This is a genomic window from Arthrobacter sp. NPDC058127 (genome assembly GCF_042884555.1).
GTDB lineage: Bacteria > Actinomycetota > Actinomycetes > Actinomycetales > Micrococcaceae > Arthrobacter.
In genome coordinates, this window is record NZ_JBHVTT010000015.1 from 108035 (window position 1) to 127297 (window position 19263).

At 64.1% G+C, this 19263-nt stretch carries 15 protein-coding genes and 1 pseudogene; 13 read left to right on the forward strand and 3 right to left on the reverse strand.

The features are described from left to right. The first annotated feature begins 61 nt into the window (after positions 1 to 61). Genes ACFVTG_RS18120 through ACFVTG_RS18135 form a run of 4 tightly spaced genes read left to right on the forward strand, consistent with a single transcriptional unit; the run spans position 62 to position 4508 of the window. Positions 62 to 1423, forward strand: a complete 1362-nt coding sequence (locus ACFVTG_RS18120; RefSeq protein ID WP_390282256.1) for a glycosyltransferase family 2 protein — start codon at positions 62 to 64, stop codon at positions 1421 to 1423. Continuing rightward, entirely contained in the window at positions 1423 to 1998 is a 576-nt protein-coding gene (gene xrtS / locus ACFVTG_RS18125) for an exosortase S (protein ID WP_390282257.1), read from the forward strand. The genes ACFVTG_RS18120 and xrtS overlap by 1 nt, the downstream gene beginning before the upstream one ends. Next, positions 1988 to 2848, forward strand: a complete 861-nt coding sequence (locus ACFVTG_RS18130) for a septum formation family protein (protein WP_390282258.1) — start codon at positions 1988 to 1990, stop codon at positions 2846 to 2848. Before xrtS ends, ACFVTG_RS18130 begins: the two co-directional genes overlap by 11 nt. Beyond that, on the forward strand, positions 2841 to 4508 hold the full coding sequence (locus tag ACFVTG_RS18135) for a hypothetical protein (protein WP_390282259.1): 1668 nt from the start codon (positions 2841 to 2843) through the stop codon (positions 4506 to 4508). The genes ACFVTG_RS18130 and ACFVTG_RS18135 overlap by 8 nt, the downstream gene beginning before the upstream one ends. Here ACFVTG_RS18135 and ACFVTG_RS18140 read toward each other — a convergent pair. From ACFVTG_RS18140 to ACFVTG_RS18150, 3 genes are read right to left on the reverse strand one after another with little or no spacing between them, the layout of a single operon-like run. Then, complete coding sequence (locus tag ACFVTG_RS18140) at positions 4505 to 5152, reverse strand: hypothetical protein (RefSeq protein WP_390282260.1); 648 nt, start codon at positions 5150 to 5152, stop codon at positions 4505 to 4507. The genes ACFVTG_RS18135 and ACFVTG_RS18140 overlap by 4 nt on opposite strands. Further along, entirely contained in the window at positions 5149 to 6294 is a 1146-nt protein-coding gene (locus tag ACFVTG_RS18145; protein WP_390282261.1) for a hypothetical protein, read from the reverse strand. Before ACFVTG_RS18145 ends, ACFVTG_RS18140 begins: the two co-directional genes overlap by 4 nt. An 11-nt stretch (positions 6295 to 6305) precedes the next feature. Continuing rightward, positions 6306 to 7490 (reverse strand): sensor histidine kinase, encoded by a 1185-nt coding sequence (locus ACFVTG_RS18150; RefSeq protein WP_390282262.1) that lies wholly within the window; start codon positions 7488 to 7490, stop codon positions 6306 to 6308. 174 nt (positions 7491 to 7664) lie between these two features. Between ACFVTG_RS18150 and pcrA the strand changes: the two genes are divergently transcribed. The 9 genes and pseudogenes from pcrA to ACFVTG_RS18195 form a co-directional block, all read left to right on the forward strand. After that, a complete protein-coding gene (gene pcrA, locus ACFVTG_RS18155; protein WP_390282263.1) occupies positions 7665 to 10226 on the forward strand; it encodes a DNA helicase PcrA in 2562 nt (853 codons plus the stop codon). Positions 10227 to 10476: 250 nt separating this feature from the next. Further along, positions 10477 to 11646 (forward strand): ADP-forming succinate--CoA ligase subunit beta, encoded by a 1170-nt coding sequence (gene sucC, locus ACFVTG_RS18160; protein ID WP_284752438.1) that lies wholly within the window; start codon positions 10477 to 10479, stop codon positions 11644 to 11646. Between the two features lie 13 nt (positions 11647 to 11659). After that, positions 11660 to 12562 carry a succinate--CoA ligase subunit alpha gene (gene sucD / locus ACFVTG_RS18165; RefSeq protein ID WP_184737777.1) on the forward strand — a complete coding sequence of 301 codons (903 nt, stop codon included), beginning with the start codon at positions 11660 to 11662 and terminating at the stop codon, positions 12560 to 12562. 507 nt (positions 12563 to 13069) lie between these two features. After that, entirely contained in the window at positions 13070 to 13930 is an 861-nt protein-coding gene (locus ACFVTG_RS18170) for a hypothetical protein (RefSeq protein WP_390282264.1), read from the forward strand. A gap of 588 nt (positions 13931 to 14518) precedes the next feature. Then, entirely contained in the window at positions 14519 to 14923 is a 405-nt protein-coding gene (locus ACFVTG_RS18175; protein WP_390282268.1) for a tautomerase family protein, read from the forward strand. A 210-nt stretch (positions 14924 to 15133) separates the two neighbouring features. Further along, positions 15134 to 16168 (forward strand): 5-dehydro-2-deoxygluconokinase, encoded by a 1035-nt coding sequence (gene iolC, locus ACFVTG_RS18180; protein WP_284752442.1) that lies wholly within the window; start codon positions 15134 to 15136, stop codon positions 16166 to 16168. Next, positions 16165 to 17094 carry a deoxyribose-phosphate aldolase gene (locus tag ACFVTG_RS18185; protein ID WP_284752443.1) on the forward strand — a complete coding sequence of 310 codons (930 nt, stop codon included), beginning with the start codon at positions 16165 to 16167 and terminating at the stop codon, positions 17092 to 17094. The genes iolC and ACFVTG_RS18185 overlap by 4 nt, the downstream gene beginning before the upstream one ends. A gap of 20 nt (positions 17095 to 17114) precedes the next feature. Then, the gene (gene iolD, locus ACFVTG_RS18190) at positions 17115 to 19043 is read left to right on the forward strand and encodes a 3D-(3,5/4)-trihydroxycyclohexane-1,2-dione acylhydrolase (decyclizing) (RefSeq protein ID WP_390282270.1); all 1929 of its coding nucleotides are present in this window, start codon (positions 17115 to 17117) and stop codon (positions 19041 to 19043) included. Positions 19044 to 19102: 59 nt separating this feature from the next. Then, a pseudogene (locus tag ACFVTG_RS18195) lies at positions 19103 to 19263 on the forward strand (methylmalonate-semialdehyde dehydrogenase (CoA acylating)); the annotation flags it as partial.

Consider the following 19263-nt stretch of genomic DNA (forward strand, 5'->3'; position numbering starts at 1 on the left):
CGCCCCGCTTCAACTTTTCTTGAAACGGCCGTAAACAGCCTCAAAGCACTATCGGGGAGACATGTCAGTACTCGAGTCCGCCCAAGCCCTGGCATTCGTGTTGTTGGTGGTGTTCCTGGCCTACATCAGCGTGATCCTGGTTCCGTTTCTGCGTAGGACGCCGGATCCGGAGGGAACACCGGGAGGCTTCACTTGGCACGTGTTCATTCCGTGCCGCGACGAGGAAACCGTGATTGGGAATACCCTGGCGAAGCTGCGGGGACAATTTCCTGAGGCTCACGTTTGGGTTGTGGATGATGCCAGTGAAGACGCCACGGCCCACGTCGTGCAGTGCGCATCCGAGACCGACCCCTTGATTCACCTTGTTCGCCGTGTTCTCCCGGACGCCCGTTCTGGCAAGGGGGACGCTCTGAACGCTGCATACCGGGCCCTGGACGATTGGCTGCCTTCCGGCGCCGACCGTGAAACGGTGATCGTCATGGTGCTCGACGCCGATGGGCTGATGTCTGAGAATGCGTTCCGGCAGGCAGCCGGACCACTTGCCTTCGGGGACCCTGAGGTTGGAGCGGCTCAGACCGCTGTGTGGATGGCCAATGTGGACGACCCGGCACTGAAGACGGCTACTGGATTCGGACGCGTGAAGCAAGGCTTCGCCCGATACCTCATCCTTATGCAGGACATGGAGTTCCGCACGACCATCGCAGCCATGCAGTCGCTCCGACGCCACACGTTGACCGTTGGTTTGGGCGGCAACGGGCAGTTCACCCGTCTTTCCGCCCTCGACACCATTGCCAGGACCTCCGGGCAACCGTGGCACGGGGCCCTCCTGGAGGACTACGAACTCGCGATCCACGTGCTGCTGAGCGGCTACAAGACCGTATACATGCATGATGCCCACGTGTCCCAGGAAGCACTTCCGGGGCTTCGCAGACTGCTGACCCAGAGGACCCGCTGGTGCCACGGCGGAATGCAATGCAGCAGTTACCTGGGGCGGATTTTCGAGTCTCCGTACTTCAGCAACATCGGGGCTATCGAATGCAGCTATTTCCTGGTCCAGCCGTTCATCCAGATCTTGGGCCTGGTCTTGTGGCCCACGCTGTTCATCACCATGGTGGCCCAGGGTTCCCTGACGATGGGCGGCTTCCAGGCCTGGCTGGCGGCATCCTGGTTCATCATCCCGCTCATCATTGCAACGGGCATCGCGCCGTTCGCCTTGTGGGGTCCCGTCTACCGCAAGCAGGCAGCCCCGGATAAAAGCCGGCTGGTAGGAGTCCTGTGGGGAGTTGGCTACTGGCTCTACATGTACCAGAACTACGTGTCCGTGCTGAGGGCAACCTACCGCTTGGTCACAGGACGCGACAGCTGGGCGAAAACCCGGCGCAACAATGAGAACGACGCGCAGCTGTTAGCGAAGGAAGCCTAGTGACCACAAGTGTCGAATACTCCGCAGGGCCACAAGGGCCGCATGCTCCTCGCGCCGCAACCATCCGGGCGAGCCAGGGCGGGATTCTCCCCGGCCTGGCATGTTTGGCGATGGCTGTCCTAGCCATGCTGCAACAGGAAAGCATCCGTAGTTTCGAGGCCTGGGCCATGGCCTGGGTGTTCGACCGGGTCCTCGGAGGCTCGTCCTACAGCGTCCGCGACATCATCTTCCACAACATCGGCGGTGGGCAACCCTTCGGACTGGAGGTGACCGGATTGTGTTCCAGCGCGGTGCTGATCGCCCCCGTCCTGGCCTTGTCCGGCATCTTGTTCCTCATGGGCCGCATAACCGTGCCACGATTGGCCCGCGCCGCTGCCTTGGCGATGCTGATTGTTGTTGTCAGCAACGGCTTGAGGTTCTTCATGATTGCGAGTGCACAGCAGGCCTGGGGTGAGCAGGGGTTCAGCATCATGCACCATTTCCTCGGTTCTTTTGTGGTGATCACCGGCTTTGTGGCGGCCATCATTGTCTTGGTCCGCGCAGGCAAGGCCACCCGGGGGCGGCGTGCCGCGTAGCTGGGCGAAATGGGCTGGATCGGGGGCTGCAGCGGTGCTGCTCGCAGGGGTCCTGAGTGGATGCAACCAGACCCTTCCCGGAGCGGCCACCGGCAACCCGGCAGTGGGCGAGTGCCACTTGATTGTGTCCCCGGAGCAATTCGACGCCGTCAGCGAACCGAGCCCGCCGGTTCCCTGCACGGAGGCGCACACAGCCCAAACCTACAAGGTCGCGCGAGTTCCGGCTCCCTTGTCGGGGCGGGGAACAAGGCCGGGCCAACAGGAACTCAAGGCGCTCACCACGCGCTTGTGCGAAGTTGCCACGCTCCGGGCGTATCTCGGCGCCCGAGAACGCGACGGAACAACCGGGCTCGCCATCGCGGCGTACGCTCCGAGCCGTGACGACTGGGAACGCGGTGCCCGGGCCGTGCGTTGTGACGTGCTCCTCGCCGCGGACGATGGCACTCCACAGACCACCACCCTGGATCTCAAGGGCGTGCTGGCCGGCCATGATTCGGCCGCTTTGCGGCTGTGCTACAGGCAAGAACTCGCGGACGGCCGGCTGAACGACGACAGCGTCGATGTTCCGTGCAGCGAGCCCCACACCGCGGAGGACATCAGTGCGTGGTTCAACCTGGAGGGCAGCGTGGCCACTCCCGCCGCGCGAAACGCGCGCTGCCTGCCCTACGCCTTGCAGTTCCTCGACGTTGACGCGCTCCCTGCCGGAATCACGCTGCGTCCGATCATCCGGGCGGTGAACGGCGCTCGCACGGTGCGGTGCGCCGTCGCCGTCTCGCAGTCCAATGTGCAGTCCAGTCCCGGCACCATCACCGGCACGCTCGCGCCGACGGGAGGGCGGAAGCGTGGTTGACTCAAGACCGGATGTCGCGAAGCCCGGGCCGCCCGGGCGGTTCGCCCCGGAACCGCTCCGCCGGAAGAACGGGACCGCGAGCCCGCTGCGCTCCGCGGCAGCATACCTGGCCAGCACTTTCGGCCCGGGTGAGGTGGGCTCGGGCGCGCTGAGGCCACCCCGCCCGCGCGGCGTTGCCCTATCGTCCGGCACACTTGCCGCTCTCGTCATGATCCTCCGCTTATTCCTGCCCCGGACCGTTGGTATGGCCGACGACGGGACCGGTCAACAGCTGCTTTGCTCGCTGGGGGTCCGGAACCTCCGGCCGTGGGGCTATACCGAGTTCACGCATTTCATCCATCCGAGCTGGGTACCGCACCAGTACCACGGTGAAGCTTGCGGCTTCACTGGATCCGGAGAGCCCGTGTATTCCTCGCAACTGCTGGTCTTGTGGCTCGGCAAATGGCTCACGCCGGTGTTCGCTTGGGGAGCGGGCCTGGATACGCGTGCGGTGGGGATTGCATGCTGTGTTGCCTTTGGCGCCCTCATCGCCGGACTCGTGGCTGCGTTGCCGGGGCGGACACCGTTCCGGGTGATGATCGCTGCGCTCGTCACGCTGGTCACGGCGGACGGGGTCTTCGCGGATTTCTTTGTGTCGCCCTACCGCGAATCCGCTGCGTTCCTGGGCACACTTGCCTTGGCAGTGGCGCTGCTTCGCTACTGGAACGACGGGCGGCCACGCTGGGCTTCGGTGCTGATGGTGGTCCTCGCGGCCGCATTTACGATCTCGGCCATGCCGCAGATGGTGTCCTGGTTGCCGGTGATTGCCTTGGCGCTCCTGTGGTTGCCTGTGGACGAACGACGGCGGGCGTCCGCCGCTCGCGGTCGACGGCGGACGGGCTCCGGGAGCGCCCGACGGCGGGCGGGCTCCCGGCGTCGCCGGTGGAAGGCGTTCGTGGTGCCCTCGGCAGCCGTGATTGCCATTGCAGGAGTTGCCGTCGCGTTCCTATCGGTCGAGCCCAAGCGCGCCACGGAAGTGAATCTCTACAACACCGTCTTCGCGTCGATCCTGCCCAACAGCCCGGATCCGGTCGCGGATTTGAAGTGGCTGGGGCTGGACAGGAGTTTCGTGACGGCAGCGGGCAGCACGATGGATTCCATCAACTCAGCGGTCTACAACCCGCATTACGCCCAGTTCGGGGAACAAATCAATCGTGGCAAGATCGCCGCCTTCTTTGCCACCCACCCGGAACGGCTGATCGGCCTGGGGGAGCGGGGAATCACCGCCCTGCTCACGCCCGAATTCAGTAATGGGGGATCGTACATGGCGGATTCGGGCCAAGGTCCCGGCGCCAAGGAACGCCGGGTGCCCGTTGTCCTGGGCCTGTACACGGCGCTGAAGGCAGCGCCGGTTGCGTTGCCTGGCCTCCACCTGTTGACGCTGCTTTTGGGGTTCGCGGTCGCCGCTCGACGGAAGTCCGGAATAGGACGCCTTGCCGTGGTGATGGTCCTCGGCTGCTGGGCGCAGTTCTGGGTTGTCCTGATTTTTGAGGTGCAGCCGGAGATTCACAGCCGGATGATCGTGACCGGATTCATGTCGGCATTGTGCGTTCCGCTCTTGGTGGCCTTGGTGAGCATTCTTGCGTCGAAATCGCCGCAGCCGAAACCGCACGTCGTCTAGCTCAGCCAGCCGTCTTTTCGAAGCTGATCCTGGAGGCTGATGATGTTTCCCACGCTGAAGCCGGCGGCTGCGTAGCGCTGCCGGACCCGGTGCAGGTGGGACTTGACTGTCTGCTGGCTGATCGCCAAAAGCTCCGCCACCTCCCTGACGCCTCGAGGCGTGGGTCCAAGGTACAGCTCCACAAGCCGCCGTTCCCTGACTGACAACTCGACTCTCCTTCCGGCTGCTGACTCAAGCAAGCCCTTGATGTCCGGATGAAGATATCGCCGGCCGGATGCCGCCGCGCGGATCGCAGCCGCGGTGTGGACCGGATCGGCGGACTTCGGCACAATGGCCAGCGCACCGGCGTCGAGGGCTGAGTTGATGGCCGTCACAGGCTGTTGGTCCGCCAGCAGGACCACTTGCGTCCCCGACGCCCTCAGCGACGACACGATAGCGGCAAGATTCGGGGCTTCGTTTTCGTGCAGTTCACCCACGACGGCGACATCCGCCTTGCCGGCTCCGTCACCTTGGGGCATACGGGAGCCGGGAGTCCAGGAACAGGCCCCGGCCAGGACACGGATTTCCGGTGCATTGAGGAGAAGCCACTGCGACAAGGAGTCGATCAAGAGCTGGTGGCGGTCAATGAGCAGAACGCGGGTCAACGTCGCCGCCCCGCTGTGTCAACCACGATGCTGCAGCCCTCACGGTCATTGCGCGCTTTGGCGCGCCCCAGCGAATCCAGTTCGGTCCACAACAGAGGCGAGAGGTGATTCTTGTGAACTCCGCCGATGCGCCATGTCAGTCGTGCGCCGTCATGGCCGGCCTTCTCAGCAAAGAAGTGGATGCGGTGTGCCGCCCCGGACCGTGGAGCGGTGCCGCCCTGTTGCGTGCCCCGTAAGGTGGCGCCCACTACCATCAGCATGGTGGCAGCCAGGATGGCCGGGCGTGAGCTCTCCGGCAGCTCTTCCACCACGTCAGTGGGCTGGGCAATAACGACACTGCCGCCCAGGCCCTCCAGTTCCAATGCCTCCTGGAGCCAACTGTCGGACCATTCCTCGAGTAGCAGTTGGCGCAAATGACCCCCGAGCTCCCTCGCTTCCCGGGCCATCGCGGGGTCCAAAGGCAGGGACCGTGCCCGCGCCACCTTGGCAATCAATTCATCGATCCGGGTCTTCGTGATCGACAGTTCGAGCTCCTGTGCGGACGTTTTGGCGTTGATGGCCCGCGTCAAGGCGTCGAGCCGCTCGCTCAGGCCGCACGCGCCCTTCCGCTGGATGGCGTCCCTGCGCAGTAGCACGCTCACCGTTCCGACCACACCGGGAAGGAGCGAAAGGAACAGGATGTTCGACGTCGTCCGCCCGTCGGCTCCGGGAGTGACGGCGTAGAGGGCTGTGTTGATCGCCGCCGTCGCGAGCGTGAGGGTGACGAATCCACGAAGATTCCAGAGATGGGACACAAGAAGGACAGCGACGGCGGAGAGCAGTGCGTTCGCCCCAATCAGGGCGAGCCCGGTCTCCTGCACGGCAGCCAATGCTGCGCAGCAAGCGGAAGAAATGGCCAGTACCAGCCACGTGGCGCGCAGATTGGCCAGCCAGCCCCGCGGGGTGGCGGCATCGGATGCCTGGAAGGCGACGACGAGCCCCAACAAGTCCAGGCCGGCAGCCAGGACGTGCCAAAGGGCAGCGCCTGCCTCGCTGCCTGCCTCAAAAGCGAGATAGAAGTTGAGGATCCACAGCACGATGCAGGCTGTCGCCAGAATTCCACGGGACACGAAGAGGGGCCCCTCCACGCTGGTCCGCGACATAGCCGGCATAGTCACGCGGCCACCGCTTCGAGCAGGATCGTGGTTCCTCGTCCAGGCGCGGAAAAGACCCGCGCACGTCCACCGGCATCGCGCATCCGGGCGAGGACGGATTCCTTGACGCCCAGCCGGTCGGCGGGGAGCGTCGAAGGGTCAAATCCACAACCGGAATCGCTGACTACCACTGACACGTGATCCGAGGTCCGTGATAGCAGGACATCCACATGTCCTGCGCCGGCATGCCGGTAGGCGTTCAGGATGCATTCATCCACGGCCGCCAGGAACGCAGCATGGACAGGCCCGGCCAGCGCTCCGGTCATCCCGTGGATCTCCACGCTGAAGCCGTCCCGCGCCCGTTTCTCGGCGATTCGCCGCAACCGAACCGCGAGCTCGCCAGGTTGCGGGGTCTTGGAGGGGGTCGAAGCGCCAACGTCGACGCCGGTCCACCCTCGCAGCGGGAGTCCCGGCCGGGCCGCCGTTCCCGAGGAGGCGCCGGCGTCGAGCATTTCTCCCAGTTCCTCCGAGGAGAGACCGGCGCCTTGGCGGCCGATCACGGTGAGGGTGCGCAAGGCCGTGTCGTGCAAATGCCTCGCGTTCCAGGCCACGGAACTGCGTCGGTTCTGTGCCACGATGTGGGCAGCCACGGACTCCTGGCGCACGGCGAAATCTCCCCAATACAGGGCCAAGGCGCGTGGTCCGCCAAGCCGCATCGCCAAGGTGATGATCCACGTCGCGGCCAGTATGAAGGCGCTCGCGGGACGGACGCCCACCGCCGAGGCGGAGATCACCGTGTATCCCAGGACCACCAGGAACGCCAAGAATGTGAACAAGATCGAGCGCCAGGTTTTGCGCATCGAGAGGACGAGGACCGAGCTTGCCGAGAGGACCAGCGTGTAGGGGAGAAAAACGGGGTTGAACTCGTCGCGTTGTTGTTCGGAGCCCAACAGTTCCGCGAGGAGGATCAGCCCGAGCAGAACCGCCAGGCGCGAGGGCCACGCATCCGAGTGGAGCATAAGCGCGAAGCAGACGAGGACCGCGGCCAGGACAAGGTACGCAGCGACGAATTCCCAAGGCTGGAGCCGGTTGGCCGCAGCAAGGAACAAGCTTGAGGCAGTGGTGATGCACAACCCCAGGACGGTTCCGTATTTCGACACCACACCGGGGCGGCGCGTTCTCCAAACCCCTCGTTTTCCCCGCATGCCGTTCCTTCGGATGTGTCCCTGAGCCAGCGAACTCGTAGCTTCCAAGAAGCATAAGTGGGAGGGGGCTTCGGATCCTCGGTATTTCCCGGCTGAGGCAGTATTTGACGGAGACCGGGGGAAGATCATGCGGGTCCTTCAGTGTCAGGGCCACCGCCTAGACTGGTAAACACCATGGATATGTTGTTTGACCCGTACGCGGATGGCCCCTTCAAAGCTGCAAGCCGAGCTGCCACCAAGGCCGCTCCGGCCATGCTGTCGCGCGCCGGTGGCTCTGCGCCGGGTGGCTCTGCGCCCGGTGGTAGTGCGCCTGGTGGTAGTGCGCCTGGTGCGTCCGGTGCGTCCTGGGGCGGCACGCCCGGCGAAGGGCAAGACGGAGGCCACTCAGGCTTGCCGTCTGCGGAGGCGTTGCTCCAAGGGTTGAATCCCCAGCAGGAGGAAGCCGTCAAACACGCCGGCAGCCCATTGCTGATCGTCGCCGGTGCCGGTTCGGGCAAAACCCGTGTGCTCTCAAACCGTATTGCGTACCTCATCGCCACCAGACGGGCCCACCACGGCGAGATCCTGGCCATCACGTTCACCAACAAGGCGGCCGCCGAAATGCGGGAGCGTATCGAGGCTCTCGTGGGTGGCCGCGCCAAGTCCATGTGGATCTCCACGTTTCACTCCTCCTGCGTGCGTATCCTGCGCCGCGAAGCCGCCAACGTGGGGCTGAACTCCAACTTCTCCATCTATGACTCCGCAGACTCCCTGCGGCTCATCACGCTCGTAGCGAAGAACCTGGACCTTGACCCCAAGAAGTTCGCGCCCAAAGCGATCCAGCACAAGATCTCGGCCCTCAAGAACGAGCTCATCGACGACGACGCGTTTGCGTCGAGCGCCAACTACAACGAACCTTTCGAGCAGGCCGTGGCCGAGGTCTTCAAGGGCTACACGCAACGCCTGCGCCAGGCCAACGCCATGGACTTCGACGACCTCATTGCGCAGACCGTCTACATGTTCCGGGCCTTCCCGGCGCTCGCAGAGTCCTACCGCCGTCGATTCCGCCACGTCCTCGTGGACGAATACCAGGACACCAACCACGCCCAGTACGCATTGGTCCGCGAAATCGTCGGCGAGGGTCCCCAGGCGAGCGAGCTGACCGTCGTCGGCGACTCCGACCAATCCATCTACGCGTTCCGCGGTGCGGACATCCGCAACATTGTCGAATTCGAGAAGGACTACCCGGAAGCCCGCACCATCAAGTTGGAGCAGAACTACCGCTCCACCCAGAACATCCTGAGCGCGGCGAACTCCGTTATTTCGCGCAACCCCAACCGTCCGGACAAGAAACTCTGGACGGCCGAGGGCGACGGCGAGAAGATCATCGGCTACGTGGGGGAGAACGAACACGACGAAGCCCAGTTCATCGCCAAGGAAATCGACCGGCTCCAGGACGAGGAAGGCCTGCGTCCCGGCGACGTCGCCATCTTCTACCGCACCAACGCCCAGTCCCGCTCCATCGAAGACGTCCTGGTCCGAGTCGGACTGCCGTACAAAGTGGTGGGCGGCACCCGCTTCTACGAGCGCAAGGAAATCAAGGACGCCCTCGCGTACCTTCGCGTCCTGGTGAACCCGGACGACGACGTCAACTTGCGTCGCGTCCTCAACGAACCCAAGCGGGGAATCGGCGATCGTGCCGAAGGTGCCGTGGCGGCGCTCGCCGAACGCGAACGCACGTCGTTCATGACTGCGGCACGCAAGGCAGACCAGGCTCCCGGAATGGCCACCCGCTCCGTGAACGCGGTCCTGGGCTTCGTGAAACTCCTTGATGACCTGGCCGAGGTGGCCTCGGGGTCCGGGGCCGCGGCAGCTTTGGAAGCTGTCCTGGAACAGACGGGGTACCTTGCCGGGCTCCGCGCCAGCACCGATCCGCAGGACGAATCGCGCGTGGAAAACCTCGCCGAATTGGTGGCAGTGGTCCGGGAATACGAGCGCGACAACCCGGAAGGCTCGCTGGGTGAGTTCCTGGAGCAAGTCTCCCTCGTAGCCGACGCCGACCAGATCCCCGACGCTCCGGAGGGATCCTCCGAGGACGCTGCGGCCGCCGTGGCGGAGGCCAAGCGTATGGGCGTGGTCACTCTCATGACGCTCCACACGGCCAAGGGCCTGGAATTCCCCGTGGTCTTCCTGACCGGCATGGAACACGGACTGTTCCCGCATCAGCGTTCAGCGACGGATCCCAAGGAACTGGCAGAAGAGCGCCGCCTCGCCTACGTGGGCCTCACCCGTGCACGGAAACGCCTCTACGTGACCCGCTCGGAAGTGCGCAGCATGTGGGGCCAGAGCCAATACAACCCCGCCAGCCAATTCCTCGAGGAGATCCCCACCGGTCTCGTGGAGTGGAAGCGCGAGGGCACCTCCCGCCAAGTGAGCGGCTGGGGGAACGCCCCCATCGGTTCCGGGCGCTACGGCGGATCCTTCTGGGGTGCCGGCACCTCTCGCGGGGCTGCCGCCAGCGCTACGGCGGGCTTCAACGCCGACGTGCCGGCCGCCGTCGTACGCAACCGCGTCCAGCCGCAAAAGGAAGTGGTCGCCGTCGTCGTGGGGGACAAAGTGAACCACACGAGCTTCGGCAACGGCACCGTGATCGGCGTCGAAGGCGCCGGAGACAAGACTGTGGCGAAGGTGAAGTTCGACGTCGGCGAGAAACGGCTGCTGTTGCGTTACGCGCCGCTGACCAAACTGGATTCGTAGCGGCTGTTGAAGCCGGAAAACCGCGTCATATAGCGGTTTTTCTACGGTCGATAGAAGTGTGTGCTTACTCACTTAACAGGTACTGTAGAACCGGCTGGCCTCCCCGGGGGGCTAAAGTTCGAGAGGAACTTGCGCAATGTGACCGGCTGTTTGGCGGCCGTTCGATGCGCACCTATCCGCAGCCGGTTTTCGCGGTCACCGTGGTTTCCGGCTGTACAGAAACTACTTCGACGTAGAAGGACACTAAACCGTGGACCTGTTTGAATATCAGGCGCGCGATATGTTCGAAGCGCACGGTGTACCCGTGCTCGCCGGCATCGTGGCGCACACTCCTGAAGAAGCAAAGGCTGCTGCCGAGAACATCGGCGGCGTGACCGTCGTCAAGGCGCAGGTAAAGGTCGGTGGCCGTGGCAAGGCTGGCGGTGTCAAGGTCGCAAAGTCCGCTGACGAAGCGCTTGAGCACGCCACCAACATCCTTGGCATGGACATCAAGGGCCACACTGTCAACAAGGTCATGATCGCCCAGGGCGCCGACATTGCTGAGGAATACTACTTCTCCGTCCTCCTGGACCGAGCCAACCGCAACTACCTGGCCATGTGCTCGGTTGAAGGCGGCATGGAAATCGAGCAGCTCGCTGTAGAGCGCCCCGAGGCACTCGCCAAGGTCGCCATCGATCCCGCCGTCGGTATCGACCAGGCCAAGGCCGACGAAATCGTCGCCGCAGCCGGTTTCTCCGAGGAACTGCGTGGCAAGGTTGCTTCCGTCATCCTGAAGCTCTGGGACGTCTTCAAGAAGGAAGACGCAACCCTCGTTGAGGTCAACCCCTTGGTCAAGACCGGCGCCGGCGACATTGTTGCCCTTGACGGCAAGGTCTCGCTGGACGAGAACGCCGGCTTCCGCCACGTTCACCACGTTGAACTTGAGGACAAGGACGCAGCTGACCCGCTCGAGGCCAAGGCCAAGGCGCAGGACCTCAACTACGTGAAGCTTGACGGCTCGGTTGGCATCATCGGCAACGGCGCCGGTCTTGTGATGTCCACCCTCGACGTCGTCGCTTACGCAGGCGAAAACCACGGCAACGTCAAGCCGGCCAACTTCCTGGACATCGGAGGTGGAGCCTCCGCTGAGGTCATGGCCGCCGGCCTGGACGTCATCCTCGGTGACGAGCAGGTCAAGAGCGTATTCGTGAACGTCTTCGGTGGCATCACCGCCTGTGACGCTGTGGCAAAGGGCATCGTCGGTGCACTGGCCGAGCTTGGCTCCAACGCCAACAAGCCGCTGGTTGTCCGCCTCGATGGCAACAATGTCGAAGAGGGCCGCCGCATCCTGGCCGAGGCCAACCACCCGCTGGTTACCCTGGCAGCCACCATGGACGAGGGCGCCGACAAGGCCGCCGAGCTCGCCAACGCAGCGAAGTAAGGGACGCAAGACTATGTCTATCTACCTCAACAAGGACTCCAAGGTCATCGTCCAGGGCATCACCGGCGGCGAAGGCACCAAGCACACCGCCCTGATGCTCAAGGCCGGCACCAACATCGTCGGCGGCGTCAACGCCCGCAAAGCCGGCACCACGGTGCTGCACGGCGACAAGGAAATCACCGTCTTCGGCACCGTCAAGGAAGCCATTGCGGAGACCGGCGCCGACGTCTCAATCGTCTTCGTTCCGCCGGCATTCACCAAGTCCGCCGTGGTTGAAGCCATCGAAGCAGGCATCGGCCTGGTTGTTGTCATCACCGAAGGCGTGCCGGTTCAGGACTCGGCCGAGTTCTGGGCACTCGCCCAGGCCACGGTGGACGCTGACGGCAAGCAGATCACCCGCATCATCGGCCCGAACTGCCCCGGCATCATCACCCCGGGCGAAGCCCTGGTTGGCATCACCCCGGCAAACATCACGGGCAAGGGCCCCATCGGCTTGGTCTCCAAGTCCGGTACCTTGACCTACCAGATGATGTACGAACTGCGCGACCTCGGTTTCTCCACCGCGATCGGCATCGGTGGCGACCCCGTCATCGGCACCACGCACATCGACGCCCTGGCCGCGTTCGAGGCTGACCCGGAGACCAAGGCAATCGTCATGATCGGCGAAATCGGTGGCGACGCTGAAGAGCGCGCAGCCGACTTCATCAAGGCCAACGTCACCAAGCCGGTTGTCGGCTACGTCGCGGGCTTCACCGCCCCCGAGGGCAAGACCATGGGCCACGCAGGCGCCATCGTCTCCGGCTCCGCTGGTACGGCCCAGGCCAAGAAGGAAGCTCTCGAAGCTGCAGGCGTGAAGGTCGGCAAGACGCCGTCCGAAACCGCCAAGCTCCTCCGCGAGGTCTTCGCAGCCCTGTAGTAGGACCCCGCGCAGGGTTTCCGCGCGATTGAACGACGACGGCGCCCGTCACCTTCCACGCGAAGGCGACGGGCGCCGTCGTTTAACTGCACGCTCGCTCACGTCTGGCGGGTTTTGGCCGAACGCTCGCTCACGTCTGGCGGGTTTTGGCCGAACGCTCGCTCACGTCTGGCGGGAGCGCCTCGCGGCCGTTTAAGGCCCGAACCTGAAGATCGCCGTGAGACGCCCGAGAACTCACACCAGGCGACTACCAAACACTCATTTTGGTGCTTTGGAGCACTCATTTTGTCGCTTAGGGACACTCATTTTGTCTTCATTGCAACCCAGCGGCAGAAACGATGGCTTAGCCTCAACCAAGGAGGCGCCGATCCTGGTAGATCAAAATACATAGGGGAACGGGACGAAAACAGTCGTATGGCTCTCTGAGGGCGCTCCGGGTCTGAATGTGCGAGACCCATCTCGACGCAGTGGCTAGTCCTGTTCTGGAATCAAAGATTGGGGAACGCTGTGAAGATTTGGAACCTATTAAGAATGGCACTTGGATGTTTTCTTGCCGTCGCGATTTTGACACCGAATGCGGCTACGGCTGCGACGGCTCAAGAAGCGAACGTCGAGCAACGGGCCGAAACTGCCCTAGAGGCGCTGGATCGCGTGTTGCCCGTCGATCAACCCGTTCATGCCGCAAGCTCAGAGCCTGACGGCACTCGGTTTCTGGCTGAGCTCACCGACACCGGTGCGCTTTCAAAGGCCTCGGGACACAGCATCGAGCTCCGATTTGTTGATGGGGCGGCAAGAGGGAAGCTCGCGGGAAACCAGAAGCGCGCAGTTTATGGTGCCAGCGGCAATGCCGTGAATTTTGCGGCTTCCGCAGATGGTGGGCGTTTCGCAGCCTACGCGATCATTCACGGTTCTGGTTCTCAAGGCTCGTTCGAGTACGAGTTCTTCGTTGATGGGGCCCCTGCGACTCTGGCTAAAGGATCCACTGGGCAAGTCCTTTTGAAGGATGCATCCGGGAGGTTGATGAACACGATTTCGCCTGCTTGGGCTGTCGACGCCACCGGTAAACAACTCCCGACGTTTTACAGCATCAGAGGCAACGTCCTCACTCAAACCGTTGAGCTCCGGGCTGCGTCGTATCCGGTAGTGGCAGATCCGGCGCTTAGTTGCGATTGGGCGTTGTGCACCCAGCAACTGAATAAGAATGAGACAAGTACTGTTGCCAACGTCGGAGGCGGCAACGCAGGAGCGTTTGGTGCGATGTGCGCCCTCGCGATGCCGTGGCTGGGTGTTGCGTGCCTGACATATGGGCTGGCGATTTGGAATACATCCGTGCACGCTCGTGACACGGGGCGGTGCTTGGGTATTTAATATGTGGGAACTGGCATGCAGGTTGTATGGCCGGTCATCTACAACGGCCCAAACTGCAGGTAGGAGGCCTCCATGCAAAAGAAAGATTACCAAGCCACTCTCGCCACGGGGTGGACCGGTTTGATTTTCTGGGTTCTTATGGCTGCTTGCATCTTCCTTCCTTGGTTGCCTGCCGTGCAGTCGATCCCGGGTGCCGTTGCGGGGCTTGTCATAGTGTCGGTTGGATACGCCTTTATCGTAGTTCCCTTGATCGTCAGCAGCGGAAACCCCGACTCGGGAAGGAGCCGCTGACCGTTCCAAAGCGTCTTCGGATAGGCAGCGCCCGTCACCTTCTCTGTGAAGGTGACGGGCGCCGTCGTTTTGTTTAACGGTTGGACAGCCCGGCGAACGTTGCAAGGACCGGCGCTCGCTCACATCTAGTGAGCGAGCGCTTGCCGTTCGGGCGCCATATATCCGAGCGAGCGTTTGCCGTTAAGGCCCCATAGGTGAGCGAGCGTCGCTGGGGGGAGGGGTGCCACGGTGGCGAGAGCTTGTGGCGCGATTCGAGAGTTTGTTAGTATGTCAGGACAAACTATCGAAGGAGAGCAGATGCCCCTCGTCCGCATTGATGTCAACAAAGGCCGCACGCCGGAGCAGCTCGGTGAACTCAGCCAGCGAATCCACGACGCCATCCTCGCCGAGTACGGGATCCCCGAGCGCGACTACTTCCACATCATCACCGAGCATCCCCGGGGCCAGATTGTTGCCCAGGATGCCGGCCTGGGTTTCGAGCGAAGTTCCGGTGTGGTCATGATCCAGATATTCACCCAGGGTGGTCGGAGTCGCGAAGCCAAGCAGTCCTTGTTCGCCGCGGTCGCCGCCCGGCTCGGCGAGATTGGTGTCGCCGGCGAGGACGTCTTCCTGGGGTACGTCGAAAACACTGCCGATGACTGGTCGTTCGGCTTTGGCCGCGCCCAGTATGTCACTGGCGAGCTCGCCGTTCCTGCACGGTAACTCCGGCGTTTTGGAGCGGATTCACACCCGAATCACCGCGTAGTTTAGGCCGTTACGTTTCGTTGTAAATATGTCAGTACAAACCTTTGACAGGACATGAATTCTGGTGCAAAGTAGTGGTTGTGGCCCCGCTCACTGCGGGCCGGCAAAAGCACCGGAGCTCTCACCGTCCCGCAAGAAGAGTTCACTACAGAAAGGTCCGCGATCACCGTGACCCACGAACTGCTCACCATCGGGCGCATCAGCGTTGATATCTACCCGAACGACATCGGTGTGGGACTGGAGGACGTGCAGTCCTTCGGCAAGTACCTTGGCGGCTCGCCGTCGAATGTGGCTGTTGCCGCCGCCCGCCACGGACGCCGCTCCGGCGTGATTACGCGGACGGGCGATGACCCGTTCGGCATCTACCTGCACCGCGAGCTGCGCAAGTTCAAGGTCGACGACGGATTCGTCACCCCCGTGCCGGGCCTTCAGACACCGGCCACGTTCTGCGCGATCCAGCCCCCGCACGACTTCCCGCTCTACTTCTACGGACGGTTCCCCACCGCGCCGGACCTGCAAATCAAGGCCGAGGAACTCGACCTCGAAGCCATCAAGAACGCAGGCATCTTCTGGTCCACCGTGACCGGCCTCTGCCAGGAACCGAGCCGTTCGGCCCACCTCGCGGCCCACGAGGCCCGCCCCCGCACCGGACTCAAAGAGGGCCAGTACACCATCCTGGACCTGGACTACCGGCCGATGTTCTGGGCGTCCGAGGACGAGGCCCGGACAGAGGTCGCCAAGATCCTGCCGCACGTCACGGTGGCCATCGGCAATGACAAGGAATGTGCCGTCGCCGTGGGTGAAGGAACCCCGGACGAGCAGGCCGATCGCCTCCTGGCGGCCGGCGTCGAGATCGCCGTCGTCAAGCTCGGCCCCGAAGGCGTCATGGCCAAGACCCGCACGGAACGCGTTGTCTCTGCGCCGGTCCCGGTGGAGACCGTCAACGGCCTGGGCGCGGGCGACTCTTTCGGCGGCGCCTTCTGCCACGGCCTGCTGTCCGGCTGGCCTTTGGCCCAGGTCCTGGACTACGCGAACGCCGCGGGCGCGATCGTCGCCTCCCGCCTCTCGTGTGCCGACGCGATGCCGACGCCGGAGGAAGTCACCTCGTTGCTCGCCGAACGCGGCCGCCTGACGCCGGCCGGCGCCGCCGGCACCGACGCAGCAGCTTCCCACGCAGCAGTTTCCGAAGGAGCAACACGTTGAGCTTCAATGATGACCCCCGCCGTTACGAGCACTTGAGTGCGATCCGGCTGGAAGATCCCGACGCCGTTGCCCGCGCCGCCGCCGCACGTCGCCGCCACCCGGGGCTCAAGTACGGCTCCCAGAACTTCATCGTCGCGGCCGACCACCCGGCTCGCGGCGCCCTGAGCGTCGGTTCGGACCCGACAGCGATGGCTGACCGCCGGACCCTGTTGGACCGTTTGCAGATCGCTTTGGCGAACCCCGCCGTCGACGGCGTGCTCGCGAGCCCGGACATCATGGACGACCTGCTCCTGCTCGGTGCGCTGGAAGGCAAGCTCGTCTTCGGTTCGATGAACCGCGGCGGCCTCGCGGGGCTGGTCAACGAGATCGACGACCGTTTCACGGGGCACACCGCAGCCGCCCTGGACGCCCTGGGCGCCGACGGCGGAAAGATGCTCACCCGGATCTGCCTCGGGGACCCGGACACCGCCAACATCCTGGAAGCCACGGCCAAGGCGGTGGACTCCCTCGCGGCGCGCAAGCTGATCGCCATGGTGGAGCCTTTCCTGTCTGTCCGCGAGGCGAACGGCAGGGTCCGCAACGATCTTTCCCCGGATGCCGTGATCAAGTCGATCGCGATTGCCGAAGGCCTGGGTTCCACGAGCGCCTACACCTGGATGAAGCTGCCGGTGGTGGCGGAGATGGAGCGCGTCATGGCGGCCACCACGCTTCCCACAGTCCTGTTGGGCGGGGATCCGGACGCGGGCCAGGACGAGGTCTTCGCGAGCTGGCAGGCCGCCCTTGCCCTGCCGGGGGTCCAGGGATTGACTGTGGGACGGACCCTTTTGTATCCCGCCGACGGCGACGTGGCCGGGGCCGTTGCAACCGCCGCCTCGCTCTTGAAGACGCCAGAGCTGCTGAAGACACCTGCGAAAGTATCGGAGTAAGAGTAATGTCAACGCGCAGAATGACGGTCGCCCAGGCGGTTGTCGAGTTCCTGTCCAAGCAGTACACGGTGGACACCGTCGGCGGGAGCGAGTACCGGGAACGCCTGATCCCGGGCACCTTCGGGATCTTCGGACACGGCAACGTTGCCGGTGTGGGCCAGGCCCTCAAGCAGTACCAGCAGCTCGATCCGAGCATCATGCCGTATTACCAGGGCCGCAACGAGCAGGCCCAGGCGCACCAGGCTGTCGGCTACGCCCGGCACACCCGCCGCCGCCAGACGTTCGCGATCAGCACCTCGATCGGCCCGGGTTCCTCGAACCTGCTGACCGGTGCGGCGCTGGCCACCACCAACCGGCTGCCGGTGCTGCTGCTGCCGTCCGACACCTTCGCCACCCGGGCCGCGGACCCGGTGCTGCAGCAGCTCGAGCTGCCCTACGCCTACGACATCACGGTCAACGACGCCTTCCGTCCGCTGTCCAAGTTCTTCGACCGGGTGTCCCGGCCCGAGCAGTTGTTCTCGGCGTTCCATCACGGCCTGCGCGTCCTGACGGACCCGGCCGAGACCGGCGCGGTGACCATTTCGCTGCCGCAGGACGTCCAGGCCGAAGCCTTGGATGTCCCGGAGGAGTTCCTTGCCGAGCGTGAATGGCGGATCCGCCGCCCCGAAGCCGACGACGACGACATCCGCCGCGCCGCCGAGGCCATCCGTGCCGCCAAACGGCCGCTCATCATCGCCGGTGGCGGCGTCCTTTACGCCTTCGCCAACGAGGAACTCGCCAAGTTCGCCGAACTGACCGGCATCCCGGTGGGCAACACCCAGGCCGGCGTCGGCGTGCTCCCGTGGGACCACCAGTTCTCGCTCGGAGCCATCGGCTCCACGGGCACGACGGCGGCGAACGCCATCGCTGCCGAAGCTGACTTGATCATCGGCATCGGTACCCGATACGAGGACTTCACGACGGCGTCGCGCACTGCTTTCCAGAACCCCGACGTGAAGTTCGTGAACATCAACGTGGCCGCGATTGACGCGTACAAGCACGGCACCGTGCTGCCGATCGTCGCCGATGCCCGCAAGGCCCTCGTCAAGCTCAACGCAGCCCTCGGCGGCTACCGTGTCGGCGGCGATCTCGAGCAGAAGATCGCGGCCGAGAAGAAGCGCTGGGACGGGATCGTGGATGAGGCCTTCGACACCCGGCACACGCCGCTTCCGGCGCAGAACGAGATCATCGGAGCCACCAACCGGGCCATGGACGAGCAGGACGTCGTCATTTGCGCCGCCGGTTCCCTGCCGGGTGACCTGCACAAGATGTGGCGCGTCCGGGACCCCTTCGGCTACCACGTGGAATATGCCTACTCGTGCATGGGTTACGAGATCCCCGGTGGCCTGGGCGTCAAGCGCGCCGCGTTGGCCGAGGCTGCTTCGGGCGGCAAGGACCGCGACGTCGTGGTCATGGTGGGGGACGGCTCCTACCTGATGATGCACACCGAATTGGTCACCGCCGTCGCCGAACGCATCAAACTGATCGTGGTCCTGATCCAGAACCACGGCTACGCCTCGATCGGCTCGCTCTCCGAGTCGCTGGGCTCGCAGCGCTTCGGCACCCAGTACAGGGTCCTGGACAAGGAACAGCACTCCTTCGACGCCGGCGAGAACCTGCCCATCGACCTGGCCCTCAACGCCGAGTCCCTCGGTGCGAAAGTCATCCGGATCGAACCGGGCGAGAAAGTCATTGCCGAACTGGAACAGGCCATCCGCGACGCGAAAGCCGCCCCGGAAGAGACCGGACCGATCGTCATCCACGTCGAATCGGACCCCTTGCTGGACGCGCCAAGCTCCGAATCCTGGTGGGACGTTCCCGTTTCGCAGGTCTCCGAACTCGAATCCACCCAGCAGGCCTACCAGATCTACACCGACCACAAGAATCGCCAGCGCAAGCTGCTCGGCTAAACCCCAAGCTCTCTTCAAAGCCACAGACCTCTTCAAGCCACAGACAAGGAAGTCCGCACATGTCGACGACGACCACCCTGACAACCATCAAGCATTTCATCAACGGTGTTGAGACCCCCGGCGCAGGTGACCGGAGCCAGCCGGTGTACAACCCGGCCACCGGTGCCGTGTCCGCCCAGCTGCGGCTCGCGAACCGGGCGGACCTGGACGCCACGGTCGC